The organism is Methylomicrobium agile (assembly GCF_000733855.1).
GTDB classification, from domain to species: Bacteria; Pseudomonadota; Gammaproteobacteria; order Methylococcales; family Methylomonadaceae; genus Methylomicrobium; species Methylomicrobium agile.
The window spans coordinates 2,435,001-2,460,560 of the sequence record NZ_JPOJ01000001.1 but is presented as its reverse complement, the minus strand read 5'-3'; the positions used below and the strand labels follow the sequence as shown (position 1 = coordinate 2,460,560).

At 52.8% G+C, this 25,560-nt stretch carries 16 protein-coding genes and 2 rRNA genes (1 of these 18 cut by a window edge); 4 read left to right on the top strand and 14 right to left on the bottom strand.

Going from position 1 to position 25,560, the window contains the following annotated elements; all coding sequences use genetic code 11:
- Positions 1 to 86: 86 nt before the first annotated feature.
- The 9 genes from CC94_RS0111630 to CC94_RS0111585 all read right to left on the bottom strand — a co-directional run bounded on the left by CC94_RS0111630 (position 87) and on the right by CC94_RS0111585 (position 15,465).
- A complete protein-coding gene (locus CC94_RS0111630; RefSeq protein WP_031430948.1) occupies positions 87 to 614 on the bottom strand; it encodes a hypothetical protein in 528 nt (175 codons plus the stop codon).
- A gap of 136 nt (positions 615 to 750) precedes the next feature.
- Entirely contained in the window at positions 751 to 951 is a 201-nt protein-coding gene (locus tag CC94_RS0111625; RefSeq protein ID WP_031430946.1) for a DUF6447 family protein, read from the bottom strand.
- A gap of 185 nt (positions 952 to 1,136) precedes the next feature.
- Complete coding sequence (locus tag CC94_RS0111620; RefSeq protein ID WP_031430945.1) at positions 1,137 to 7,139, bottom strand: hypothetical protein; 6,003 nt, start codon at positions 7,137 to 7,139, stop codon at positions 1,137 to 1,139.
- Positions 7,140 to 7,192: 53 nt separating this feature from the next.
- Positions 7,193 to 8,356 carry a hypothetical protein gene (locus CC94_RS0111615; RefSeq protein ID WP_031430943.1) on the bottom strand — a complete coding sequence of 388 codons (1,164 nt, stop codon included), beginning with the start codon at positions 8,354 to 8,356 and terminating at the stop codon, positions 7,193 to 7,195.
- Between the two features lie 1,170 nt (positions 8,357 to 9,526).
- The gene (locus tag CC94_RS0111605) at positions 9,527 to 10,876 is read right to left on the bottom strand and encodes a TolC family outer membrane protein (protein WP_051911478.1); all 1,350 of its coding nucleotides are present in this window, start codon (positions 10,874 to 10,876) and stop codon (positions 9,527 to 9,529) included.
- 10 nt (positions 10,877 to 10,886) lie between these two features.
- Complete coding sequence (locus CC94_RS0111600; RefSeq protein WP_031430939.1) at positions 10,887 to 12,209, bottom strand: HlyD family type I secretion periplasmic adaptor subunit; 1,323 nt, start codon at positions 12,207 to 12,209, stop codon at positions 10,887 to 10,889.
- Between the two features lie 18 nt (positions 12,210 to 12,227).
- Positions 12,228 to 13,937, bottom strand: coding sequence for a type I secretion system permease/ATPase (locus tag CC94_RS0111595; RefSeq protein WP_031430937.1), 1,710 nt, complete (start codon positions 13,935 to 13,937; stop codon positions 12,228 to 12,230).
- A 142-nt stretch (positions 13,938 to 14,079) separates the two neighbouring features.
- Positions 14,080 to 14,526, bottom strand: a complete 447-nt coding sequence (locus CC94_RS0111590; RefSeq protein ID WP_031430935.1) for an NfeD family protein — start codon at positions 14,524 to 14,526, stop codon at positions 14,080 to 14,082.
- A 9-nt stretch (positions 14,527 to 14,535) separates the two neighbouring features.
- A complete protein-coding gene (locus CC94_RS0111585; protein WP_031430933.1) occupies positions 14,536 to 15,465 on the bottom strand; it encodes an SPFH domain-containing protein in 930 nt (309 codons plus the stop codon).
- A 324-nt stretch (positions 15,466 to 15,789) separates the two neighbouring features.
- On the opposite strand from CC94_RS0111585, the gene CC94_RS0111580 reads away from it, so the two are divergent.
- The gene (locus CC94_RS0111580) at positions 15,790 to 16,083 is read left to right on the top strand and encodes a hypothetical protein (RefSeq protein WP_031430931.1); all 294 of its coding nucleotides are present in this window, start codon (positions 15,790 to 15,792) and stop codon (positions 16,081 to 16,083) included.
- Positions 16,084 to 16,186: 103 nt separating this feature from the next.
- Here the strand turns inward: CC94_RS0111580 and CC94_RS25045 are convergent, their stop codons facing one another.
- The gene (locus CC94_RS25045) at positions 16,187 to 16,312 is read right to left on the bottom strand and encodes a hypothetical protein (RefSeq protein ID WP_281174012.1); all 126 of its coding nucleotides are present in this window, start codon (positions 16,310 to 16,312) and stop codon (positions 16,187 to 16,189) included.
- On the opposite strand from CC94_RS25045, the gene ribF reads away from it, so the two are divergent.
- From ribF to lspA, 3 genes are read left to right on the top strand one after another with little or no spacing between them, the layout of a single operon-like run.
- Entirely contained in the window at positions 16,302 to 17,255 is a 954-nt protein-coding gene (gene ribF, locus CC94_RS0111570) for a bifunctional riboflavin kinase/FAD synthetase (protein ID WP_031430928.1), read from the top strand. The genes CC94_RS25045 and ribF overlap by 11 nt on opposite strands.
- A complete protein-coding gene (ileS, locus tag CC94_RS0111565) occupies positions 17,239 to 20,067 on the top strand; it encodes an isoleucine--tRNA ligase (protein WP_031430926.1) in 2,829 nt (942 codons plus the stop codon). The genes ribF and ileS overlap by 17 nt, the downstream gene beginning before the upstream one ends.
- A gap of 8 nt (positions 20,068 to 20,075) precedes the next feature.
- A complete protein-coding gene (lspA, locus tag CC94_RS0111560; protein ID WP_031430924.1) occupies positions 20,076 to 20,549 on the top strand; it encodes a signal peptidase II in 474 nt (157 codons plus the stop codon).
- Positions 20,550 to 20,664: 115 nt separating this feature from the next.
- Here lspA and CC94_RS25255 read toward each other — a convergent pair whose 3' ends face one another.
- From CC94_RS25255 to CC94_RS0111540, 4 genes are all read right to left on the bottom strand, one after another.
- Positions 20,665 to 20,973: a septal ring lytic transglycosylase RlpA family protein gene (locus CC94_RS25255; RefSeq protein ID WP_342666515.1), complete on the bottom strand. Its 309-nt coding sequence runs from the start codon at positions 20,971 to 20,973 to the stop codon at positions 20,665 to 20,667.
- Positions 20,974 to 21,301: 328 nt separating this feature from the next.
- On the bottom strand, positions 21,302 to 22,846 hold the full coding sequence (lnt, locus tag CC94_RS0111550) for an apolipoprotein N-acyltransferase (RefSeq protein ID WP_084675337.1): 1,545 nt from the start codon (positions 22,844 to 22,846) through the stop codon (positions 21,302 to 21,304).
- Between the two features lie 171 nt (positions 22,847 to 23,017).
- A 5S ribosomal RNA gene (rrf, locus tag CC94_RS0111545) occupies positions 23,018 to 23,133 on the bottom strand.
- A 159-nt stretch (positions 23,134 to 23,292) separates the two neighbouring features.
- Positions 23,293 to 25,560: ribosomal RNA gene (locus tag CC94_RS0111540) — 23S ribosomal RNA — on the bottom strand (it continues 627 nt past the right edge of the window).

Sequence of the window (25,560 nt, the reverse complement as noted above, 5' to 3'; positions counted from 1 at the left end):
CGGATAAGCGAAGCGCATCCACAACGCAATCACCGGATGCGCTTCGCTTATCCGGCCTACAACTCATTAATTTAAATAGTGCACCCCTAATGCACGATCACGTCGTCCGGCTTGAGCGTCGGCATCTTTTTAACCCAGTCGGGCCACTCATTATCGGGCCAGCCGGCCTGATTCCACAAGCCATAAACGATGCTCAACCATTGCCGCAAATGTTCCGGTTTAAACGCCAGATCGGCGACCGGATGATTACCCCAGCGTTTGAATGCCAGCGTCACCGACTTGGGTGTCGTCTTCAATTCGATGGCGCTGACAAGACAACTTGACGGCGGGGCCGATTGCCGGCTGCCCTTTTCGGCGCCAGCGGCTGGCGGGCTTACGGGTTTTTCCGACTGCTGCCGCGAGCGTGCATGGCTTAGCGCCCATTCCGCCAAGATGGCTGCCTTGGCTTCGGTCTTGGCCTGAGGGGTAATCAGTTTCAACAATGGCGGCAACAACTCCCGCATTAGCCGGTAAGTGAGCCACAGCCTTACGATTTCGCCATTGGCAAACTGTCCGTCGATAGACAGGCGATCCTGGTAAATGCTGTAACGGGTGGTGATTTTTTGAATCTGCATTCAGGCGAGTAATGAAACTGATCGAGGTGCTGGGCTAAGACAGGCACGGGACAAGATTTATCAAACTCCGACTTTACGCCGGCAACTCTCCCAACCCGAAGAAATTCCGTAAAATTCGGATATTATTCTGCCAAAGCTATTCGCTAGCCGGCAAATTGTTATTGATGCCATTGGCAAAGACCGAACGCGCGGTCTGGGCAATCGCCAACTGAGTCTGCAAACGCGCAATTTCACGATCTACCACGCGCAGGCTGGCCAATTGCTGCTTGACGACCTCCGGCAGCGCATCGAGGGCGTATTCTTTATTATCGATTTTAATGGTTTTTGCTTGAGCCATAAGAGAAATCCTAACAATTTAGTGCAATGCGTTACGGCGCCAATCGCTTGAAACCGGAACATGATGAAGGCGGCTTCCAAACTTGCGCCCGGAAACCAGGAATAAAATAACAGAAAACCCCGCCTTATAGGAAGGCGGGGTTGTAGGGATTCCCCCCGGAGTAAATCCGGGGTGTCTCAGCGGTCTTAGACCAGACCGAGAGCTTGTACCGCAGTCAACTCCGCAGCGCTGTTGACAGTACCGACCAAGGTCACCGTCAGGTCGGACGTGCCGGCAGTATCGCCGTTCTCCACGTAGTAGACCTGATACGGGTTATTGGTGACATCCGAAACTCCGTCTGCGTCGGCGGTCAGCAACACTACCGCTTTTTGGTTGTCTCCCAAGCCCGAGACGCTGTCGACTACCAAGTTAGCCAGGTTGTAACCTACCGTTACCTTACCGTTGGTCAACACGAGGCCATCGCTAGCGTCGTCAGTGTTATCCGCAACCGCAGCTGTGCCGAAGAAGGCGCTGAAGTCCAGCGTATCGCTCGCATCCACGTTGTTCAGCGTGTCGACGCCGTTGCCCGCCGCCGTGGCTTCGAACACGTAAGTGTCGGCGCTTTCACCCCGGGCTGCATAGGCAGTATCCACCACCTCAGCACCAGCCGTCAACGGCAGCAGACTTAGGTCGGGAACGACCGTGAGGAGTCCCAGAAGGTTGTCGGCGACATCACCTGCGGCGCTGGTGAAGGTGAAGATCAGCTCGTTGGCATTTGCATCCCATTCAACGTCGGCGATGTCCGCGGCGTTGGTGAACTCGCCGTTGCCGGCATTGCCATCGCGGAACTGGGCGCTTGCAAGCAAGCTGCCGATCACATCGGCGTCGCCTCCCACAGCGAAGTCAGTGCCTTCAGTCAGCGTAACACCGTTTAAGGATACAACCACGTTGCCCGGCAAAGCGCTGGAGGTGCCGTTCAGAGAGTAAGAATGGACTTCCACCACTTCCGGCACGAAGTTGCCGTCCAGCGTGTCGTTGCCAGCACCACCTTGGATCGTGTCGGCACCTGCACCGCCGGTAATGCTATCGTTGCCGTCGCCGCCATAGACGGTCACATCCTCGTTGCCAGTTACCGTAAAGGTAATACCGCTGGTCACGTTAGCGACTTGACCGCCGTCGAGGGTGCCTGCTTCCAATACCAGACCGCGGAAGCTCACCGTGTTCATGTCATTGTTGAACGTCAGCGATTTGGCGCCGCCGGTCAGCTTATTGGCAGTGGTATCGAGCACGAACGTAGTACCGGTTTGGGCCAGCGTCGCATCGGTCAGAACCACGCTTTCGAAATCGTTGACAGTCGCGATGTTGTTGACCGCTCCCAGTACTACTTCATCGGTCGGACCGGTTGCACCGACTAATGTCGTAACCAGAGCGGAAGTCACACCGGTCACGTCCAGTACATCAAAGTCGAAGTCAAAGCCACCCGGAGCCGAAGCGTCCAGTGCTGCTAGGCTGATGGTATTTGCGCCGGCACTATTAAAGTTAATGGCGTCGTCGTAGACCTTGATCGTGTCGTGGTCACCACTAAAGCCTTGCGAACCGTCAACAAGCGTCAAGTTACCATGAACGTTGGCCAGCGATTTCATGTCATAGACATCGTTGGTTTCCGCATCTTTCAGAATCTCGAATCCGGTCAGACGCATGGTGTCCAGATCACCGATTTTGACATCGATTACGCCGGCCGACGTGCCGAGGAAGTAGATCTTGTCGGTCGTCCCCGTAAAGGTCAGGCTGTCTTCCGCATCCTGAGACGCTTCCAGCTTCAAGCTACCCGCCGCAATCCCATTGTCGCTGGTATAAGACGTGATATGGTGTTTGCCGCTACCCGCCAGGGTCGTATTGGTGCCGGTGCCGTCTTCAAAGGACACAGTGGCTTCAATCAAACCGGTAGTGGTCGCGTTTTCAGCATCGAACTCAGAGACATCGATTACCGCGTTAATGCTGGTTTCCAGCTGGAAGTAGGAAACCACGTTATTACCGCCGCGCAGGTTGAGCGTGTCGTCGGAATAACGGTGATCCACACCGGCCAGGTTGGTCAGGTCTTCGCTGCCGTCATATTTGATGCTTTCACCAAAGTCACTGCCTTCGATGCGGTTCCAGGTAGCATTGTTGAATGGATCGACTGATACATTCTTATTCAGGTCGTAGCGTTCCACGTAGGTCGGCACGCCCGCGATTTCATTGCTGCTGGCATCGGCAATGCGAATCGTGCTTTCGAACTGATCTGTCGACGCATTGGCCTTGAGCGGATCGAATTGGAAGCTGATTTCGACGGCTTGACCGAAATTGGTGAAGTCCAGTACCGATTCAGCTTGCGAAGCTACAATGCGCTCCGCGCTGATCAGGTGATCGACGCGGGTAACCCAGTTGCCGCCAAAGCTGTCATCGGGGCTGCTGTCTTCATCAACCAGTACATACTGATCGCTACCGGTTCTTACAACGGTGGCGATGGAGTCCAGCGCCTGGCTGTAATCCACGGTATCGACATCAGCATCGTTACCCACGCGGCTCAGGTCGAAGGTGAACAAGTTCTGATTCTCCACATCCTCGATTTGAGCAGAATCCTGATCCGCAAACGCGACACGTTGATTGTTGGCATCCAGTTCATCGTAGTCAATGAATGTCGCGAAGGCAACATCTTCGTCGTCATTGTCATATTGCGCATTCTGACTCATGATGTCTTCGTCAGCGACAATAACCGTATCATTGCCGTCGGCCCAAACATTTTCCATCTCATAAATTCCTTCGATGGTCAGCTGGACATTTCCGTTGAGGTCGCGCACTTCGCCGTTGGTGTAGTCAACTACGGCACCGGTGGTCATGGCCGTCACATCGATCACGTCGTCCGCACGGACGCTTTCGGCCGTATGGCCGTTGAGCGCGATGTACTCGACGCCGGTCAAAATGTCTGTTGCCACAGTCGAGCCGACACGGCCTCCCGTCATGACGACATGGTCGGTATCGTTCGCAACGTTGACTTTAATGGTAACCGTTGGCTCAGCCGTTTCGGACCCGTTATAGTCATTACGGTACTCGATACGGTCAACGCCCAATCCTGCCTGGAACGTGTTGTTTTTGGCCGCTTCGGTTTCGTCGATGATTACCAAGTCGTTACCCAAACCTCCGATGACGTTTTCCACACCATCGACCTTGATAACGAGCTGCTCATAGTCGGTCTCGGCCGGTCTTTCACCGTCCGTAGTAACGAACGCATCGGTGCTGTAACGCACATCGCCCGGACCGCTGAAACCCGCGTTGTTGGTCAAGTTATAGCTGATGCCGCCTGCATCCGTAGACAATCCGGACACATCGAGAGTGTCGTTACCTTGACCATCGCCCGCTACCGCCTTGCCGACACCCGATACCGTACGGATGTTTTCGAAGTTGGTGAAGGTGCTGGTGGATTCAAAATCGCCATCGCCGTCCACGTCTACGCCAACCGTACCGGCACCGTCGTTGCGGAATTCGATCGCGCCACCGTTCACTACATAATCGTTCAGCGTAATGGTGAACTCGGTTTGACCCGCCGCGAAATCAGCCTGCTGGAATTGCAACGTATCATCGAATACGCCGCTCGCCAACGTGACGCCGGTCTCCGCTTGTGAGATCAGGGCAATCGAAGAAATGTTCAGACCGGTCAATGCCGCCACTTTCGAAGGATTGGCCGCTTCCCACTTGTTCAGCTCATAAACACGGGTTTTGGCTTCACCCAATACCTTAACGGCATAGTAGTTCTTACCACCGTCGAGGTCGTCCGCGCCCAAGGAACCAATCACACGATCGTCACCGGTGCCGCCACTGATCGTGTCGTTACCTTGACCGCCGAGCAGGAAATCATCGCCGTGTACGGAATAGATTTCCACTTGGTTGTCCAGCCAGGCATTGGTGGCTTGGCTATTGACAATGGTTTCCCCAGTGTTGGCAACGCTTTCCGCATGCGTATCGACCTTGTTGTCGATCAGCACGGCATTTTTACCAACGATGGTGGAACCTGCATCTTCAGCGGTTTCCAGGGTCGAGCGGTTAATGCCGCTATCGCCGATGAACAACACGTTGTCGTTATTCAAATTGCCGTCGCGGCCGTCGAATTGGTACAGGAGCACTTCATGCTGCGAAGTATTCTCAACCGTGACAGTAGCCGGCTCGCCATTGGACAGATTTTGAATGGTCACGGTCGGCTCGATCATGAACACGGTTTCTTCGCCGTTATAGTCGGCCTGGGTCAGCGTAATGGTGTCAGTACCATTGAAAGACGCACTCAACTCACCGGAAGCCGTGTCATCGTCCATAAAAGTGTTGATGAAGTCGGTCAAACGATCCAGGAAATTTGCCTGGATATTCGCCTGGCTAAAGAACGGACCATCTTCGTTACCGATGATGTTACCGTCGAGATCCACGCCCACTTGCAGGGAGTATTCCACGCCGTTGACCAGGATGGTCACTTTATCCTGAGTCGTGAGATTGTCAAACGTCAGGGTATAAGTCTGGTCTTCGGCAATACGCGTACCATCCTCGGCGAAATTGATCACCAAGTCTTCGGCATAGCCTTCTTGGCCCAGACTGACGTTGGAACCCAGCACGGCATCATCGTCGCGCAACTCGCCATCGGCACGGTCTTCATAGGCGGCATAGATCAGACGATCTTGAGATACCGTTACATCGGCTTCCCCAAACGCAAACGTATTGGCGGTCTGCGTGTTTGCCTTTTGCTGTACGGTAACGCCCGCGCCCGCCACTTCCGTGGTCGTATCCGCCAACTCGCGGCCCAGCGCGTCGGTAATGTAGATCGTTACGCCATCAGATTGCAGGGTGGCTTGCAGATCCGTACCAAACGATGTTGCATCCAAGGCTTCATTAATCGCATCGGTCAGTCCTTGGTAGGTCGTCGCCGCCTTGATCGCAGCGGTATTCAAGGTGATGCTTTGGAAAGTATCCCCAACCTTGACGCCCGTGGTGATTTCGGACACGAAATTGACCACATCGGACAACTCGTCGCCCGGCGCATTGCCGCCTGCTTTTTCAATCGCGATCTTGAGCACGGAAGAACCTACGGTGGCGGTTGCATCCAAGCCGAAATCCTGGCCATAGAGGTAATTGCCGTCGGCATCCGTATCCCAAATATTGTCGCCGTTCGCATCGACTTGACGCCAGATTACATCCACGCCATCCGCAGCAACTTCCTGAGCATTGTTATTGACAGTAGAACCCAAATGGAAGATGAAGTCGTCGTTGCCTTCGCCGCCCGACAACAAATCGTTGCCTTTACGGCCTTCGATCACGTCGTCGCCCGTATTGGCATACAAGATGTTGTCACCGTACGTGCCGCGCAAATCCAGATCGCCTTCATAAGCGAAGTGGTTTTGTTGATTCGCGAAATGCAGCTCCGGATCATTCGCGCCGGACGCCAGATAGTCGATCGATCCCAGGCCGGTGGCGATCACGTTTTCCATATCGGTCACGGTCACGCGGGCACTGCCGCTGTAGTTGGTCTGGTCTTGCGTGCCGTCTACGTCCGCGCCGCCGTAACCAGCGGAATCATTGATGTTCTGAGCTCTCAGATCGAAACGCAATACGCCGTCGGTAGTCAAATCGTCGGCTGTTTGAGTACCGAGAGATTGATCAGTGAGCCACAGGGTATCATCGTCTTCACCGCCGCCAATAGCGCCGCCGTCCGCTTCGAATACGATGTCATCGTTGCCATCTCCGCCGAAGAGCTCGTCTCTGCCATCATTGACAATGCCGGCCGCATTCGGGTTGTTCAGAGCGTAGCGCAGGTTACCGCCCATCAGTAAGTCATCGCCATCACGACCTTCGATATAATCGTTGTCGTAACCGCCGATGAGGATGTTGCGAGCATTGCTACCCGAAATGTTCAACTGCGCGGAAGTACCAATGCCAACATTTTCACCATTGACCGTTTTGCCGCCAGCGCCGATCGCAACATTTACATCGTCCAGGAAGCCGTACAGATTGCCTGATGCATCCACGTTTTCAACGTCGTCGAGCTGCATGCTTTCGCCCGAACGGGACAATACGCGACCCATGCCATCGTACAACCCGTCATCACCATCGCGATTATCCTGTAAGTTGGCGTTGTCGTTGTTCAACCAAATCTGGACGGGCTCGTCGTCATCAGAGGCTTCGAACAGCAACCAATCAGAGTCTTGTGCGCTCTGCTGATTGCCTGCCGAATTGTCGTCGGCGGTTATGCCACCATCAACGACAAGGCTGGAACCATCCCATCGGTGGCATCCAGACCGGAGAACTCGGCAAAAAAGAAGTCAGCGTTACGTCCACCGCTCAAGTAATCTTGGCCCGGAGCACGTGCTTGGGCAATACCACCACCCGCCAGGAAGTCGTTGCCGATGCCGCCAAATGCACTGTCCGCGCCCAGGCCGCCCAGGAAGATGTTGCCGTCGGTGTTAACGCCATCGCCAGCGAAACCGGTGCCGTCAAACGCGATGTCGCCCAAATAGTTTTGGGCGATATTGCCCTGATTAAGCAAATCACGGCTGTAAGCATCAACGATTTCGAAGTCCTTGCCGTCATCCAACGCCGTCGGGTTGTTGTTTTCAACACCGTTCAATTCGATGACGCCGTCTCCGTCCAGATCCAGACCCTTGACTTGATTGTCGTTGGCGGTTACATCGATGCGCGCATCCTGATCACCGGTCAACCGCATTACGTCTGCGCCGGCAGCAGTCTGCGAGGTAAGATTGAAGGTTTTGTTGAGATTTTGGTTCTCGTTGATCTGAACGACTTTAGTCGTCTGCACTTCGCCGGTGGTATTTTTCAAGGTAACCGTGAACAGTTCGGACGGTTCCGCATGCAAATCCTGCAGGGCGCTGATAGTGAAAGTGGCCTTGCCGGTTGCATCCAAAACAACGGAACCCACTGCAGAATTAACGTCTTCGCTGTGGCTGGTATCGACTTCCCATACCAAGGTGGTATTTGCCGTACCTGTAACCGTAAAGGTAACACCGTCAAGACCTTCGGTAATAGCCTGTTTATCGGCGCTTAACGTCAAACCGGAAGTCGGCTCTCCGCCTCCGCCAAGGCCAGTTTCGGCGGCCGTTTTCAGATCCGCTTTTACGTCGGCCAACAAAACCGCTTTTTCGGCTTTTGAAAGCCTACCGTTTCCATCGGTATCCCCCAGGCCCAGGTCCTTAAAATTCTTTATTAACTGCTTTTGTATAAAGAGGCGGCTTCCGACATAGTTAGATACGTAAGCGTCATCTCTATTGGCTTTTTCATACAGCCTGACGATGGTTTTGCTCAGTGCCGCTTTTTGGCTTGGCTTAAAGTCGATCCCATATCCCTCAAGGGCGCCAATGATGGCTTGAGCTTTTTCTGTAGAACTAATTGTCATAATTTACTCCGGTTACATAAATTTCTGTTTTATAACAGTTAAAGATGAGCAACGCCACGCCCAAACGGTTATCGACTGCCTTGGCTTTTCGCTGGCGTCATGCAGATTGGTAATTTCAGTCCATTGTCGCGGTATAAAGTATAGTGACATTTAAGCAACTTTGTCTAGCTTTTTGGGGATTTTCTTAGAACATCATTCAGTTACGCAGACAAACTGATGATTTTTATCAAATTATTTTCGGATTACTTCCCCAAAAGGCTTTATGACAGCCTCATACGATCCACTTTGTTGCCCATCTTCCAAAGATTGTTGCGTTTTCCCAAACCGCATCGACAGCAATATAAAAGCAGATTTCATGCCACTAATAATCTTCCCTTTATGAATCATATATTAGTTTAACTGTATCGCCGCTGAATGACCCGGACCCAGGTCGATAAATACTTTCGCCCAACAGTCGACCAACACAAAATGGGGATAACAAACCAGCTTTGCACTACTTTTGCCAGCTCTTGCACCACGCTGGGTCAATCATACCCTAACAATGGCTTTTTCACCTTAAAGACAAAGGGGTCAGACAGGGAAAAATACAAGTACCTAAAGCTCAACAGAACTACGACATCCAGGTTATGGATATTAATAAAATTCGTCCCATCTCAATTGGCTTTTAGAGATATTTCAGAATTCTTTTATTTTTTGCAGACGCGAATTTATCTGTGCCTTTTGGGCATCGTTCTGTACGAACAAATTCACACCTCTATCTTGCATACTTCACTCGAAGTGAGCGCAGTGATTCTAGAAAGCCTCGCGTTTTATTCCGACCCCATCAGTTTATTGATTAGATTTGCATATAAGCCAGCATTTTTTAGGACTCATCCATCTTTCTCAATATATCACAGCCGGGGCATTTCATTTGTTACAGTTTAGGTAGAGATACTCCGAATCCAGCTAAATTCGGACTCCATCCGAATTCGTGCGCATGGCCGGTTGTCAGGTCGCTGCATCCCAATCTCCAGATTAGAAGTACTTGCCAGGAAGAAATTGAAAACCCAGCAGCGGAGAGCACAAGAAACAAAAAAAAAAAGGGGGGGGGGATTCTGACACGCCTCTTCCGACTCCTAAGTTCCAGCTCGGGCACGAAAAAGCGAAAGCTTCTGCAGCGACTTTTATAGCTTATGATTCTTCAGCGTTTGCAGCCGGGCTCGATTTTGCCGATTCCAGCCAGTCGTTGATTTCGCGCAAGTTGTTTTCATCAAGCGAACCGATGGCCAACAAAAAGCGAATGTGATTGCGAATATAGCTGTATTTAGCCTGCGCCAAATCCCTTTTCGCAGCAAATTCATTTTCTTGCGCCTTGAGAAAGTCGCTGATGGTAACTATACCGTAATACAGTCCTCGCGCCATCGATTCACGCGATTTAGCCGCCGATTCGAGCGATTTTCGGCCCGCCTTGATGCGCTTGACATCGGCATTAGTGGTGAGAAACGCATCGCTGGTTTCTTTAGTCAAGGAACGCAAGGCGATTTCATTGTCGTATTGACTCAATCGCAATTTGCTTTTGGCTTCAAATAATTGATGAGTGGTGGTTCCACCCGAAAATATCGGCACATTAACGTTGATCGCCGCAACTTGGGTCTGTATATCCGCCCCTAAACGCTGACTGTTGTATCCGGTATTAGTATCGTAGAAATTCAATTGCAGATCTACGACTGGCAAATGCTTGGATTTTTGTGCGGCAACATTATTCTCCGCCGCCTCTATAGCAATACGCTTGGCCGATAAGAGAGGGTTTTGACTTTGCGCCATATCGATCCATTGCTGCAATTTGCCTTCAAGTTCTTTAAACTCGATGTTTTCACGAAGCCTCCACAAACTCGAAGGTGCCATCCCCGTTAATTCACGCAAACCTTGCTGACTGGTTACCAGTTGACTTTCCGCCTTTATCTCGTCGGCAACCACTTGATCGAGACGCGCTTCCACGGCATACACATCGGTTATTTTTAACACCTGCTTGGCGAATTGTTTTTGCACCTGATCCAATTCGTGCTGGGTCATTTGTTTTTCCGAGCGCGTAAACTCCAATTGATCCTCAGCTTCCAACACAGCAAAATAACGATCGACCACATTGAAGATTAATTCATTCCGCGACTCAATTTCTTCGGAGGCAAATTGATCTTCCACCTTGGACGCGCGCCGCCATTCCCAAAATTTCCCAAAGTCGATCAAGGTCTGGCTAAGCGAAACATAGTAGCGGGTACCGACATAAGAGCTATTCGCGGCTCGCGGTCCGGTATCTGTTCTTTGTTGGTTTTTCGACCAGTTGCCGACAGCATTGATCTGCGGCAGCATTTGACCGAGTGCTTGGCCTTTTTGTGCAGCTCCGACTTCCGATTTAGCCTCCGCGGACTTCAACGTAGGGTCGCCCTCCAAGGCCTGGCGATATACAGTAAGCAAATCATCGGCCAACGCTACCGCGCTAAACAAGCAGAATACCACCCCCCATAGAAGATTGGACTTAGTCATTCGGCACCTATTAATCTTCGATAAATGCACGTGCGAACGCATTGGTTGCAGGCTGCGCCAAATATTCGAACAAGGTTCTTTCTCCCGTATTGATCAGAACCTCTGCCGGCATCCCCGGGACCAGCTGAAGCTTGCCGAGCTTTTTCCGACTTTCCGGAGTCAGTTCGACACGCGCCTGGTAGTAAGGCGTGCCCGATTGATCGTCCACAAACCGGTCTGCCGATAATTGAATAACGGTGCCGTCCATCTTCGGGGTCTGCGATTGCTTGAAGGCGCTGAAACGCACCTCGGCATGCAGACCAACCGAAACGCGATCGATATCATTAGGAGATACTTGGGCCTCGATAATTAACTCGGCATCTCTCGGTACGATATCGAGAATCGCATGGCCTGGCGATATGACTCCGTTCTGGGTATGCACCGACAAGCCCATTACCATGCCGCTGACGGGTGCCTTGATGATGATGCGGTCAAGCTTGTCTTTTGTCGCGGACAGTCTCTCATTGACATCGTTCAGCTGCGCCTGTACTTCGCTAAGCTTGCTGGCAACCTCTTCCTGAAATTTCTTTTGTATCTGCATAATCTGCAGGCGAGTTTCGCTGATCAACATCTGATTGGTAGCGATTTCCGCATTCAGTAGGGCGATTTCACCATTTTGCATCGCATGACTACGCTCCATGTCTCGCAAGCGTAATTTATCGGCATATCCTTCCGCCAATAATTCTTTTAAATCATGAATTTCTTCACCAAACGAATCGACCAGGACCTTCTTGCTTTCGACTTGGGCTTGCAAGCCTTTTATTTTGCTGGATATCTGGCTGATCCTTTCTCTCAGTACCGCCACCTCGCCGTCATGGGTGGTTTTTCTGGATTTAAAAACATTGATTTCAGCCTTTTTGGCTTCAGTTACCTTTTGGTCACTGTCATCTTTCAGCTCGTCAGGAAAAGCGATCTGATTGAGTTGATCTTTTTCCGCACGCAACCGAGCCGCCTGCGCAGCCAAACTAATGAACTGGCTACGCGCAATTTCCATTTGGGCTTTTAGCTGCGTATCGTCAAGAATCAATAATGGATCGCCTTCGTTGACCAAATCTCCGTCTTTGGCCAGTATTCTGGCAACAATTCCCCCGTCCAGGTGTTGCACGGTTTTTCTATGCGACTTTACAACAACAACCCCGGGTGCCAATGCGGAACTATCAATCGGCGCCAAAAATGCCCATCCGCCAAAGATGCCGAATGTCAGTATCACTATTACTGTACCGATGAGCCGTATCGACCAGTCATTAGTGTGCAAATCCGGGGACGATATATTGCCCCTAGTATTTTGTGTCATATTTGCTTATGTAAGGAATTAAGCTAGGGACGCTACGGGCCGTTGTTGCTTTTGCTGTTGCTGCAGATATTCGATAACCTGCGTCTTCGGCCCGTAAACAACTAGCGCACCGTCATTCAGGATCATCATTTTGTCAACTTTGGACAGGACATTATTTCGGTGCGTGATGATAATTACTGTTGTCTGCTTTTGTTTGAGCTGCAACAAAGCCTTTTCGAGGGCGCTTTCGCCCTGTTCATCCAGGTTGGAATTCGGTTCGTCGAGAACAACCAAAACCGGATTGCCATACAAAGCCCGCGCCAAACCTATTCTTTGCCGCTGGCCTCCCGACAAGTTTCCGCCCGTCGCGCCAATAACAGTATCATAGCCTTCCGGCAGGCGTAAAATCATATCGTGCACATCAGCCATTTTTGCGGCTTCAACAACTTTTTCCGGAATAATTTCGCCAAAACGAGCGATATTTTCGCTGATACTGCCTTCAAATAACTCTATATCCTGAGGCAAGTAGCCAATGAACCGGCCGATATGTTCGCGCTCCCAATTGAAAACCTCCGCACCATCCAATCGAATCACTCCGTTAGCGGTCGGCCAAATACCTAATACCGCCCGCGCCAATGTCGATTTACCAGCTCCGCTGGGCCCTATTACGCCAATGATGTCTCCTTTCTCGATCACCAGATTGAGCCCCTTTATAGCGGGTACTTTACCGCCCGGCGGAATGACAACGGTATTTTCGAATTGAATGCGTCCTTGAGGATCGGGAAGCTGCATTTGCTCCTTTTCGGGAGGAATTTGCTGTAAAATTTCATTCAACCGTTTGTACTGGCCGCGAGCACTAATAAAGCCTTTCCAGGTCCCAATCATTAAATCAATAGGAGCCAAGGCCCTACCCATTAGGATGGAACCGGCAATCATCAGGCCTGGAGAAATCTCGCGTTCGATCGTCAAATAAGCACCCAATCCCAAAATCAGCGATTGTGAAGACATACGGATGATCTTTGACAACGCAGCCAATAGCCCTGCCCGCGAGCTGGCCACGGCCTGCAAATTCAAAACTTTTACAGCCCCCTCCATCCAGCGCCGGTGCAAATTACCTAACATGCCCATTGATTCGATTACTTCGGCATTACGTAAGTTTTTGCTTAATTGGGCCCGAGTGGCAATGGCGACATTATTTGCATCGCTCAACGTTTTACTCGTTGCTTTTTCGGTCGCAACAGCAACCAAACTAAGCAATATTGCGGTAGCTACGGAAAACCATCCGAACCAAGGATGGAATACAAACAGCAGAGCCAGATAAACCGGCATCCAAGGTACATCAAAAAACGCAAAAAGCCCATTGCCTGTGAGAAATTGGCGCAAACCGGTCAAATCATCGAGCGCCTGGGTCGTAGCCTGCCTCCCCCCCGTAAATAAGGCTTGTTTGAAAGCAACGCGAAATAATCGTGTATTCAGCAGCATTTCCAAGCGCGTACTGACTCTTACGAGTATTTGGGAGCGCACCCACTCCAAAGAGGCCATCGTGATAAATAACAACAACACAATTAATGTCAACATCAGTAATGTTGTCATATTTCCGGTTGTGACCACTCGATCATACACTTGCAGCATATAAATCGAGGGAGCAATCATTAAGAAATTAATCAATAGACTAAAACCAGCCGCGGACAAAAATGCTCCTTTGCAAAGATTTAGAGCCTTTTCCAGATCGGTTTTGACGATATTCATGCGCAGAAATAATGCCGATTGCCAACAAACTGTTTATTATCTCATAAAGAACATTTTTTTAATATTATGGTGAAAAACATAAGTCATTGAACCAGAGCCGCAACCCACACCTTCCGTGCCGAATGTGGCATTGTGGTTTACCTTAGCCATGTTCTACTTTTTCGACTTCAAACACTGTACCGTTGACCGAAACCACCCGGACTTTCGCGTCAACCGGACAATCGGGCCCGTGTACTTTCCAGATCGTGTCGTCCACCTTGATCTTGCCCTGCCCGTTCTCGATTGGCGCGTACAGATTGAACACTCGGCCGATATACTGGGCGCCACGCTTGTTCAACAGCGGCCGGTCACTTTCGATCGGGTGTTTCTTGACATAAAACCGCCAGGCCGCAATCGCCAGGATCGACAGTACCGAAAATTCGAAAATCTGAAAATTTTCCGGTGTCGCCGGAAACAGCAGAACCAGGCAGCCGGTCACAAAGCCTGCTGCCGACATCCACAGGAAAAAGAAGCCGGGCGCAACCAGTTCGACGACCAGAAGAATCAACGCCAATATCCACCAGTACCAGAAGACAAAGTCGAATTCCATCGTTCCCCCCTATGCGCTTTTGGCATTCTTGGCCATCGCTTCCTTCGCCAGTTCGGTAATCCCGCCAATTGCGCCGATCACGCTCGAGGCCTCCAGCGGCATCAGGATCAGTTTGCTGTTATCCGCGGCAGCGACGTTTTGCAGCGCCTCAATGTATTTTTGTGCGACGAAATAATTGATCGCGTTCAGGTCGCCCTTGCCGATCGCTTCGGACACCATCAGCGTAGCCCGGGCCTCGGCCTGCGCCAGACGTTCGCGGGCATCCGCGTCGCGATAGGCAGCTTCCTTGCGGCCTTCGGCTTCCAGAACCGCTGCCTGCTGGGCGCCTTCCGCACGCAGGATCTCGGATTGCCTAAGGCCTTCCGCTTCTAAAATCGAAGCGCGTTTTAGCCGTTCCGCTTTCATCTGCTTGCCCATCGCTTCGACCAGATCCTTCGGCGGCGCGATGTCTTTGATTTCGATACGGGTCGCCTTGATACCCCACGGCGTCGTCGCATCGTCGACGACCGTCAGCAGGCGCGCGTTGATGTCGTCGCGGCGGGACAATAGCTCATCCAGATCCATCGAGCCCATCACGGTCCGGATATTGGTCATCACCAGATTCAGGATTGCCCACTCGAGATTGCTGACTTCATAGGCGGCTTTAGCAGCGTCCATCACCTGATAGAACACGACGCCGTCGACGGTGACCATCGCGTTGTCTTTCGTGATCACTTCCTGCGACGGCACATCCAGCACCTGCTCCATCATGATCATTTTGCGGCCGACCCGGTCGACCAGCGGGACGATGATGTTCAATCCGGGTGTCAATGTATTGGTGTAGCGGCCGAATCGCTCGATTGTATATTCCATCCCCTGCGGAACCGATTTGACCGCCAAAAACACGCCTAATACGGCGAGAACCAATAACGCTAAGACAAAAATCCCGAAACCGCCCATGAGGCCTCCAAAGAAGGGTAGATTAAAAAACGCATGTTAAAGAATAGCCTATCGATCAAAATCCGCGCTGATCGGTCTCAATAGAAATCCGAAATTCCTTGCCCTTATACCATAAAGAGCCAGCCAATTCTCCATCTTAAACTCGATCGGATATCGAACAGGCTCAGCGGCCTTCCGGCTTCCGGAAATCCTTGCCGGTCAAACCGGCTGCTCGGCGCTAAGTTTAATTTCATGGAGGGATGGTGGTATATTATAAAGTTATGGACGGCGGAGCCGACTCTCCGGCACTACCCGGTTTTGAACCACTTTTATCGGTAATTCAATATGGTATTTTATTCTTTCAACATGGCGGCTTTTACGCTTCTTTTCTTCGTGCTCGGAATGATCAAGCCGAAATGGCCCCTATTTTTTCTGAAGGAGCCCAGCCGCTTCATGATCCTGATGATCACGCCGATCCTGATCATGATTACGGTGACGCTGTACGGCGAAGGCCTGAAACGCGAACGGGAAGAAAAGGCGATGCAAGAAACGCCTGCGAAAGTCGCCGAACCCGTGCCGGTGCCTGTTCCGGTTCCGGCCACGGATGCGCCGCCAAGCACACCCGCTCCCAAAAAATAAACTTTCCGCGAGGAGCAACCGTAGTTGCTCCGCAACAGAATGTTCCAATTCGCACACGGCGCCTACCTTACCGTGTAAATCATGATAAAATCAGCGGTTTTAATTAAATGAAACGCTGATTTATGCCTTTTCCGAATCCGCCGTTACGGTTCGAATCATGCCTGATAGCATAGCGGCGGAGCTTTTCTTGCTCAATTTGCGTTTCCCAAGCATTGATGATGCGTGTCATTAGAGGCCTATCCCATCTGGAATCCCTCGAGCAGGGCTGCGTGCTGACGATCGGTAATTTCGACGGCTTGCACCTGGGGCATCGCGCGGTAATCGACAAACTTGCCGCAAAAGGCCGAGCCATTGGGCTTCCGGTCGCCGTGATGATTTTTGAACCGCAGCCCTTGGAATATTTTCTCGGCGACAACTCGCCATCGCGGCTGATGCGCCTGCGCGAAAAAGTGCTCGGCTTTTCGACATTGCCGGTCGATTATTTGCTGATTGCCCGCTTCAATCGGCAATTTGCCAACCTGGATGCCGAAAAATTCATCGATGACATCCTGGCCAAAAAGCTGAACGTAAAACATCTGGTGATCGGCGACGATTTTCATTTCGGCAAGGCCCGGCGCGGCAATTTTGCGATGCTGCAAGATAAGGGCCGGCAATGGGGATTTACGGTCGAGGACACCGGTTCGCTCTCCATCGAAGGCCTTCGCGTCAGCAGTACACTGATCCGGGATGCGTTGGCGGCCGGCAATCTCGCGCAGGCCGAACAATTACTGGGCCACAGCTATTCGGTCTGCGGCCGGATCGTGCACGGCGAGAAACGCGGCCGGGCCCTGGGTTTTCCGACCGCCAACATCAAGCTGCACCGAAAGAATACGCCACTTCACGGCGTGTTTGCGGTAACGATGACCGGCCTCGGCGAAGGTGAGATCCAGGGCATCGCGAACGTCGGCACGCGGCCGACCGTCGACGGCGGCTCGAAAGTGGTCCTGGAAACCCATTTGTTCAATTTTGACCGGGAAATTTACGGACGTTATGTGGAAGTGCATTTCAAGCACAAAATCCGCGACGAAATGCGTTTCCATTCCCTTGATAAATTACAAGCCCAGATCGAGAAAGATGTGGCTCTAACCCAAAAGATTTTTGCCGATTCAAACGCTTATGACTATGGACTATAAAAAAACGCTTAATTTACCGACGACCGCTTTCCCGATGAAAGCGAACCTGGCACAGCGCGAACCGGAACGGTTGAAAATCTGGAACGAATCCAAACTGTATCAAAAGATCCGCGCAGCGGCGGCCGGACGCCCCAAATTCGTCCTGCATGACGGCCCGCCCTATGCGAATGGCGAAATCCATATCGGCCATGCGGTGAACAAAGTATTGAAGGACTTCATCGTGAAGTCGAAAACGCTGGCCGGCTACGATGCGCCGTATGTGCCCGGCTGGGATTGCCACGGCCTGCCGATCGAGTTGATGGTCGAAAAGAAAGTCGGCAAGGCCGGCGTCAAGGTTGCCCCGGCGGTGTTCCGTAAAGCCTGCCGCGAGTATGCCGGCAAACAGGTCGCGCTGCAGAAAGAAGCCTTCGTCCGCCTTGGCATTCTCGGCGACTGGGACAATCCTTATCTGACGATGGACTTCGCATTCGAAGCGGACATCGTGCGTTCGCTCGGCAAGATCGCTGCAAACGGCCATATCGCGCACGGTGCGAAGCCGGTTCACTGGTGCACCGACTGCGGCTCCGCCCTAGCCGAAGCAGAGGTCGAATACGAAGACAAGCACTCGCCGGCAATCGACGTGCGCTTCGAAGCCGTGGATCCGGTCGCTTTTTTGGCCAATTGCCATCATGTCAGCGAAGGCGAAGGCCCCCTGTCGGTTGTGATCTGGACCACTACGCCGTGGACCCTGCCCGCAAACCAGGCCGTCGCATTGAATCCCGAACTGGATTATGCGGTCGTACAGTGCGAAAAAGGCGGCATCAAGGAGCGCTTGGTCATCGCCGAGGCGCTGCTGAAGGATGCGATGTCGCGCTATAACATCGACGACTTCCGGGTCATCGCCTATTGCAAAGGTTCCGCGCTCGAACACCAGGCATTGCATCACCCTTTCTACAGACGCCAGGTCCCTGTCATTCTCGGCGATCACGTAACGACCGACGCGGGTACCGGCGCGGTGCATACCGCCCCCGGCCACGGCCAGGAAGACTATGTTGCCGGCCTTCGCTACGATCTGCCGGTCGACAACCCTGTCGGCGCGGACGGCGTATTTTTGCCGAATACCGAACTGTTCGCGGGCGAGCATGTGTTCAAGGCCAACGAGCACGTGATCGAAGTGCTGGAGACGAACGGCAAGCTGCTGCATCACCATGCGATCGAGCACAGTTATCCGCATTGCTGGCGGCACAAGACGCCGATCATTTTCCGCGCGACGCCGCAATGGTTCATTTCGATGGAAAAGAAGCACCTTCGCGAAACCGCGCTGGCCGAAGTCAAACGCGTCGCCTGGATTCCGGACTGGGGCCAGGCGCGCATCGAAAGCATGCTGAACGGCCGCCCGGACTGGTGTATTTCCCGGCAGCGCACCTGGGGCGTACCGATCACCTTTTTCGTGCACAAAGAGAGCGGCGAATTGCACCCGCGCACAGTCGAATTGATCGAGCCGATCGCCAAACGGATCGAAGAACGCGGCATCGATGCCTGGTTTGATCTGGAACCGGCCGAATTACTCGGCGACGAAGCGGCGTATTACGACAAGATCACCGATACGCTGGACGTCTGGTTCGACTCCGGCGTAACGCATGCCTGCGTACTCGAACGGCGCGAGCAATTGAGATTTCCGGCCGATCTGTACCTGGAAGGCTCGGACCAGCATCGCGGGTGGTTCCAGTCGTCGCTTCTGGCCTCGACCGCGATGAATGATGCCACGCCGTACAAGGCGGTGCTGACGCACGGCTTTACGGTCGATGCGGAAGGCAAAAAAATGTCCAAATCGAAAGGCAACGTGGTCGCACCGCAAGCGGTGATGAAAGACCTCGGCGCGGACATCTTGCGACTATGGGTCGCCTCGGCCGATTACCGCGGCGAAATGAACGTTTCGGCTGAAATTTTGAATCGGACCGCCGACGGCTATCGGCGGCTGCGCAATACCGCCCGCTTCCTGCTGTCGAACCTGAACGATTTCGATCCGGCGCAGCATCTGGTCGAAACCGGCAGCCTGCTCGCGCTGGACCGCTGGGTGATGGATCGGGCCTGGCAATTGCAGGAAGAAGTGAAAGCCGCCTACGAGGCATATCAATTCCAATCGATTTTCCAGAAAGTGCATCACTTCTGCGTGATCGATCTCGGCGGCTTTTACCTGGACGTGATCAAGGACCGCCAGTACACCGCGAAAACCGACGGCCTGGCCCGGCGCTCCGCGCAAACGGCGATGTATCATGTGCTCGAAGCGCTGGTACGCTGGCTCGCCCCGATCATCAGCTACACAGCCGACGAAATCTGGCATTTCATGCCGGGCAAACGCAGCGAATCGGTGTTTCTCGAAACCTGGTACGACGGACTGGCCCAGCTCGACGCCGATGCGGCGATCAGCCGCGACACCTGGCAAAAAGTGATGGCCGTACGCACCGCAGTCAGCAAAGAACTTGAAAAAAGCCGCGCCAAAGGCGATATTGGCGCGTCGCTAAATGCCGAAGTTGAACTGTATTGCAACAGCGACTATTTCCAGGCGTTAAAGCTTTTGGGAGAGGAATTGCGTTTCGTGCTGATCACTTCCGGCGCTTCGGTAATGGCGGAGCAAGCCGACGACCCGACTGATGCAGCTTCGACCGACATTCCGGGAGTCCGTATCAAGGTTAATGTTTCTGAATATCCCAAATGCGTCCGTTGCTGGCATCAGCGTGCTGATGTAGGCATCGCTCCCGAGCATCCGGAACTTTGCGGACGTTGTGTCGAAAACGTTGCCGGTGCCGGCGAAACTCGCCAATTCGCGTGATGATGCCGATGTTGAAATGGCTCTGGTTAACCTTGTTGGCTGTCCTGCTCGACCAGGGCAGCAAGCTGGCGATCGACGCCTCGATGCATTTATATGAATCGATTCCGCTGATACCGTATCTGAATCTGACCTATGTGCATAACACCGGGGCGGCGTTCAGCTTTTTAAGCGAGGCGGGCGGCTGGCAGCGCTGGTTTTTTTCGGGGCTCGCGCTGGTCATCGGCATCGGGATCACGGTATGGCTCGCCAGACTGCACAAGCACGAAACGCTGCTCGCGGCGGCGCTGTCGCTGATCCTCGGGGGCGCGATCGGCAATCTGATCGACCGGGTTGCCTACGGTTATGTGATCGACTTTATCGATGTGTATTACGGAAATTCGCACTTTCCGTTTTTCAATATCGCCGATGCGGCAATCAATCTGGGCGTGTTTCTGATGCTGGCCGAATCGTTCGGCTGGTTCGGTGCGGCCAGAAAAGTTTAGGAAGGTTCTAGGCGCCGGTCAGCGGCGCTTCGGGACACAATCACTTTTTTATCTTCGCAAGCCGTTCAGCCTGCCGAAGCAATTTAACAAGGGTTATTTGGAAGATGCGATCCCGTCATTCCAGACTGCTCAGGTACTCGACCTTGACTTTAGCAAGTCCGCGTATCCCGATTCTCCTCGCCGCAGCCTGCGACAAATCGATCAGCCTTCCCTTTTTAAAAGGGCCTCTGTCATTAACCAGCACGTCGACCGAACGGCCGTTATGGAGATTAGTCACCCTGACTTTGCAGGGCAGCGGCAAGGTTTTGTGTGCGGCCGTCAAGCGTTGCGACCTGAACCGCGACCCGGTCGCGGTCCGGTTTCCCGATTCCGAGCCGTACCAGGAAGCCGTGCCGACCTCTTCATAACCCGCTGCCGAAGCCATCGGATAATAGGTTTTTCCCTTAACCCGGTAAGGCCGGTTATAAGCCGCCTTATGCTTGGAATGTTCGGCGCGCTGAGCCTGAGGCCGATATAGCGGCAGAGTCGGCGATACGGCCTTCTCTGTAGCACAGCCGTTAAATAGCAGCGCAGTCCATACGATACAGAACAGAGCGGTTTTCTTCCGATCTATTGTGGAGAAGAAAGGCATTATCATAACGCGGCGACTCAGTACGATGATAAAAATATCGTGAATATAAAGCACAATGCTTAATAATGCCTTACTTGCTCGGGATGAGCCAGTGCCGGGATATAAAATTAACTTTCGAACATTATATCGGGCATTTTTCGTCGATACGAAATAACCTCATTTTGTCCGAACGAGTCAGCAGTAAAATCAAAAACAATAGCGCCGCTATAAATGCCACGACCGGCCTATCCCCTATCCACGCATAAGGCGTCAATCCGGTCATCGGTCTGATCGTGCCCGTCAATGCGGTTGTGGTAAATAGAGGGGCCTGCTTCAGTATTCGCCCGTCTGGAGATACGATTGCGGTCACACCGGTGTTAGTCGAACGCAGCAGGTAACGCCCGGTTTCCAATGCTCGCATCCGTGCGTTTTGCAAATGCTGGTGCGGTTCGATCGAATCGCCGAACCAGGCGTCGTTGGTCGCGTTGACCAGATAGGCCGCATCCTGGAGCCCACGCAGAGCATTTTCCGAAAACGCGTCTTCATAACAAATCGAAGTAATGAAGGGATAGCCGCCGGCTCGCAGCAACGGCTGATCGGCACTTCCGGGAGTAAAATGGCTCAGCCGCAAATTGAAATGTTCAAGTATCCAGCCAGAAACCGGCTGCCACGGCATGTATTCCCCGAAAGGCAGCAAATGCACCTTCCGGTAAATGCCTTCATTCCGACCCAAGGTGATGACCGAATTATATTTCTCTCCTTCCGCATCGCCATAGGAGGGTACGCTGACGATCAAATCGGCCTGGTGGGCTTTCGCGCTCTGATGCAGAGGCTTCAGAAAAGGCTCGTAAACATCCGGCAAATAAGCAGGTACTGCAGATTCCGGCCAGACGATCACTTGCGAGTCCCAATGCGCCTCGGTCATTCGGATATATTGCAGAATCGTGCTGACGCGGGTTTCCGGCAACCATTTTTTATCCTGCGAAATATTGCCTTGGATCAGCGTCACTTTGAGCGGCTCACCGTAAGGGCGAGTCCATTCGGCAGTTTTCAAAACTCCGCCGCCAAACCATATGCTCATAATACCGATCAATAGATATAAGGCGGATTTAGGACGGATGAATATCCCAGTGAGCAAGGCGGCCGATACAGCACCAAGCAGCCCCGTCCCATAGGCGCCGATCAGCGGAATATAGCCTGCTAAAGGCGCATCCAATTGCGAATAGGCAATCTGCAGCCAAGGGAAGCCTTCCAATACAATTTTTCCCCGCAGATACTCGATCAATATCCAAACCAGAGGATAGAAAATCAAACGGCCGGATTGTTTTCCCGGCAGCTTTGCCGTCATGTAAACGGCAATAGCGGGAAACGCAGACCAAAATCCGACAAAAAGGCCGGCTATGAGAAGTGAGCCGAATACGCCACCTCCGCCATAATCATGAACGCTGACGTAGACCCAGGAAACACCTAAACCGAACTGTCCAAGCCCGAACAAATAGCCTCTCAGTAACCCACGCTTCGGCGTAAGCGGCATACAGGTCCAGAACAAATACGCCAGCGCGGGAAAAACGGTAAGATATAAATCGAAAGGCGCAAATGCTAGGGTATAGGCAATGCCTGCAGCGAACGATAGAACGTCCCAAAGACTGTTAGCGGATGATATACGGTTTTTTGGAAAGGTGCTCACACGCCGGCTACACTGAGTCTGGGAGGGGAAGGCTGCACGAATGAACTATCAAGAGAACAGCGCCATTTTACCGTGCATACGCAAATGAAACATTATTTTAGCGAGCGTCCTGAATCGCGGCCATAAAAAAACCCCCGGCCTCGGGGAGAGGGCGGGGGTTTTGGATTAAGAGCTTGGCAATTCCCTACTTTCGCACGACAACCTGTCGCACTATCATCGGCGCTAAGCGGTTTCACTTCCGAGTTCGGGATGGGATCGGGTGGTTCACGCTCGCTGTGGTCACCAAGCAAACGGGTGCGGCGGGTTGTAGGCGGTAAAGCCTGGCCCACCTCGGCAGGAGGAAGTCCTCGTGCCTGGAAATCTGTAACGTTCGGTTCTCTTGCATTAAAGCGTCAGCTGCCCTGCAGTTTTGTTCTGCAGGTTCACCCAAACCGATTGGGTGTTATATGGTCAAGCCTCACGGGCAATTAGTACACGTTAGCTGCACGCATTACTGCGCGTCCACACCGTGCCTATCAACGTCGTCGTCTCCAACGGCCCTTCAGGGGACTGAATGTCCCAGTGAGATCTCATCTTGGGAGGGGCTTCCCGCTTAGATGCTTTCAGCGGTTATCCTGTCCGTACATAGCTACCCGGCAATGCGATTGGCATCACAACCGGAACACCAGCGGTACGTCCACTCCGGTCCTCTCGTACTAGGAGCAGCTTCCCTCAAATCTCAAACGCCCACGGCAGATAGGGACCGAACTGTCTCACGACGTTCTGAACCCAGCTCGCGTACCACTTTAAATGGCGAACAGCCATACCCTTGGGACCTGCTTCAGCCCCAGGATGTGATGAGCCGACATCGAGGTGCCAAACACCGCCGTCGATATGAACTCTTGGGCGGTATCAGCCTGTTATCCCCGGAGTACCTTTTATCCGTTGAGCGATGGCCCTTCCATTCAGAACCACCGGATCACTATGACCTACTTTCGTACCTGCTCGACCTGTCCGTCTCGCAGTCAAGCACCCTTATGCCATTGCACTCATTGCCTGATTTCCGACCAGGCTGAGGGTACCTTCGTGCTCCTCCGTTACGCTTTGGGAGGAGACCGCCCCAGTCAAACTACCCACCAGACACTGTCCCTAGCCCGGATCACGGGCCGAGGTTAGAACTTCAAATAAACCAGGGTGGTATTTCAAGGATGGCTCCACGCGAACTGGCGTCCACGCTTCGCAGCCTCCCACCTATCCTACACAAGTCGATTCAAAGTCCAGTGTCAAGCTATAGTAAAGGTTCACGGGGTCTTTCCGTCTAACCGCGGGTACACTGCATCTTCACAGCGATTTCAATTTCACTGAGTCTCGGGTGGAGACAGTGTGGCCATCGTTACGCCATTCGTGCAGGTCGGAACTTACCCGACAAGGAATTTCGCTACCTTAGGACCGTTATAGTTACGGCCGCCGTTTACTGGGGCTTCGATCAAGAGCTTCGCTTTCGCTGACCCCATCAATTAACCTTCCAGCACCGGGCAGGCGTCACACCCTATACGTCCTCTTTCGAGTTTGCAGAGTGCTATGTTTTTGCTAAACAGTCGCAGCCACCAATTTTATGCTACCTTGCTCGGCTCCATCCGCGAGGGACTTCACCTAACCAAGGCGTACCTTATCCCGAAGTTACGGTACCATTTTGCCTAGTTCCTTCACCCGAGTTCTCTCAAGCGCCTGAGAATTCTCATCCCACCCACCTGTGTCGGTTTAGGGTACGGCCACTCGCAACCTGAAGCTTAGAGGTTTTTCTTGGAAGCTTGGCATCGATCGCTTCGCGGCTCCGTAGAGCCTGCTCATCATCACGTCTCGGGATTGAGCGCCCGGATTTGCCTAAGCGCTCTCCCTACCGGCTTGCACTGCCACTTCCAACCGGCAGCCGATCTAGCCTTCTCCGTCACCCCATCGCAGTTGCGACCGGTACAGGAATATTAACCTGTTTGCCATCGACTACGCCTTTCGGCCTCGCCTTAGGTACCGACTAACCCTGCGTCGATTAGCGTTGCGCAGGAAACCTTGGGTTTTCGGCGTGCGGGTTTTTCACCCGCATTATCGTTACTCATGTCAGCATTCGCACTTCCGATACCTCCAGCCGACTTCTCAATCGACCTTCGCAGGCGTACGGAACGCTCCTCTACCGCTCATCTTGCGATGAACCCGTAGCTTCGGTACTATGCTTAGCCCCGGTAAATCTTCCGCGCAGGCCGACTCGACCAGTGAGCTATTACGCTTTCTTTAAAGGGTGGCTGCTTCTAAGCCAACCTCCTGGCTGTCTGGGCCTTCCCACATCGTTTCCCACTGAGCATAGATTTTGGGACCTTAGCTGACGGTCTGGGCTGTTTCCCTTTTCACGACGGACCTTATCACCCGCCGTGTGTCTCCCGTGCTCGCACTTCTGGGTATTCGGAGTTTGCATCGGGTTGGTAAGTCGGGATGACCCCCTAGCCGAAACAGTGCTCTACCCCCCAGAGTGATACACGAGGCGCTACCTAAATAGCTTTCGAGGAGAACCAGCTATCTCCGAGCTTGATTAGCCTTTCACTCCGATCCACAACTCATCCCCTACCTTTTCAACGGGAGTGGGTTCGGTCCTCCAGTCAGTATTACCTGACCTTCAACCTGGTCATGGATAGATCGCCCGGTTTCGGGTCTAATCCCAGCGACTGAACGCCCTGTTCAGACTC

What these genes read in the sequence shown, in the direction of transcription:
- CC94_RS0111630 (WP_031430948.1), bottom strand. Translation starts at nt 614, where the DNA reads ATGCAGATTCAAAAAATCACCACCCGTTACAGCATTTACCAGGATCGC.
- CC94_RS0111625 (WP_031430946.1), bottom strand. Translation starts at nt 951, where the DNA reads ATGGCTCAAGCAAAAACCATTAAAATCGATAATAAAGAATACGCCCTC.
- CC94_RS0111615 (WP_031430943.1), bottom strand. Translation starts at nt 8,356, where the DNA reads ATGACAATTAGTTCTACAGAAAAAGCTCAAGCCATCATTGGCGCCCTT.
- CC94_RS0111605 (WP_051911478.1), bottom strand. Translation starts at nt 10,876, where the DNA reads ATGACTAAGTCCAATCTTCTATGGGGGGTGGTATTCTGCTTGTTTAGC.
- CC94_RS0111600 (WP_031430939.1), bottom strand. Translation starts at nt 12,209, where the DNA reads ATGACACAAAATACTAGGGGCAATATATCGTCCCCGGATTTGCACACT.
- CC94_RS0111595 (WP_031430937.1), bottom strand. Translation starts at nt 13,937, where the DNA reads ATGAATATCGTCAAAACCGATCTGGAAAAGGCTCTAAATCTTTGCAAA.
- CC94_RS0111590 (WP_031430935.1), bottom strand. Translation starts at nt 14,526, where the DNA reads ATGGAATTCGACTTTGTCTTCTGGTACTGGTGGATATTGGCGTTGATT.
- CC94_RS0111585 (WP_031430933.1), bottom strand. Translation starts at nt 15,465, where the DNA reads ATGGGCGGTTTCGGGATTTTTGTCTTAGCGTTATTGGTTCTCGCCGTA.
- CC94_RS0111580 (WP_031430931.1), top strand. Translation starts at nt 15,790, where the DNA reads ATGGTATTTTATTCTTTCAACATGGCGGCTTTTACGCTTCTTTTCTTC.
- ribF (WP_031430928.1), top strand. Translation starts at nt 16,302, where the DNA reads ATGCGTGTCATTAGAGGCCTATCCCATCTGGAATCCCTCGAGCAGGGC.
- CC94_RS25045 (WP_281174012.1), bottom strand. Translation starts at nt 16,312, where the DNA reads ATGACACGCATCATCAATGCTTGGGAAACGCAAATTGAGCAAGAAAAG.
- ileS (WP_031430926.1), top strand. Translation starts at nt 17,239, where the DNA reads ATGACTATGGACTATAAAAAAACGCTTAATTTACCGACGACCGCTTTC.
- lspA (WP_031430924.1), top strand. Translation starts at nt 20,076, where the DNA reads ATGTTGAAATGGCTCTGGTTAACCTTGTTGGCTGTCCTGCTCGACCAG.
- CC94_RS25255 (WP_342666515.1), bottom strand. Translation starts at nt 20,973, where the DNA reads ATGGCTTCGGCAGCGGGTTATGAAGAGGTCGGCACGGCTTCCTGGTAC.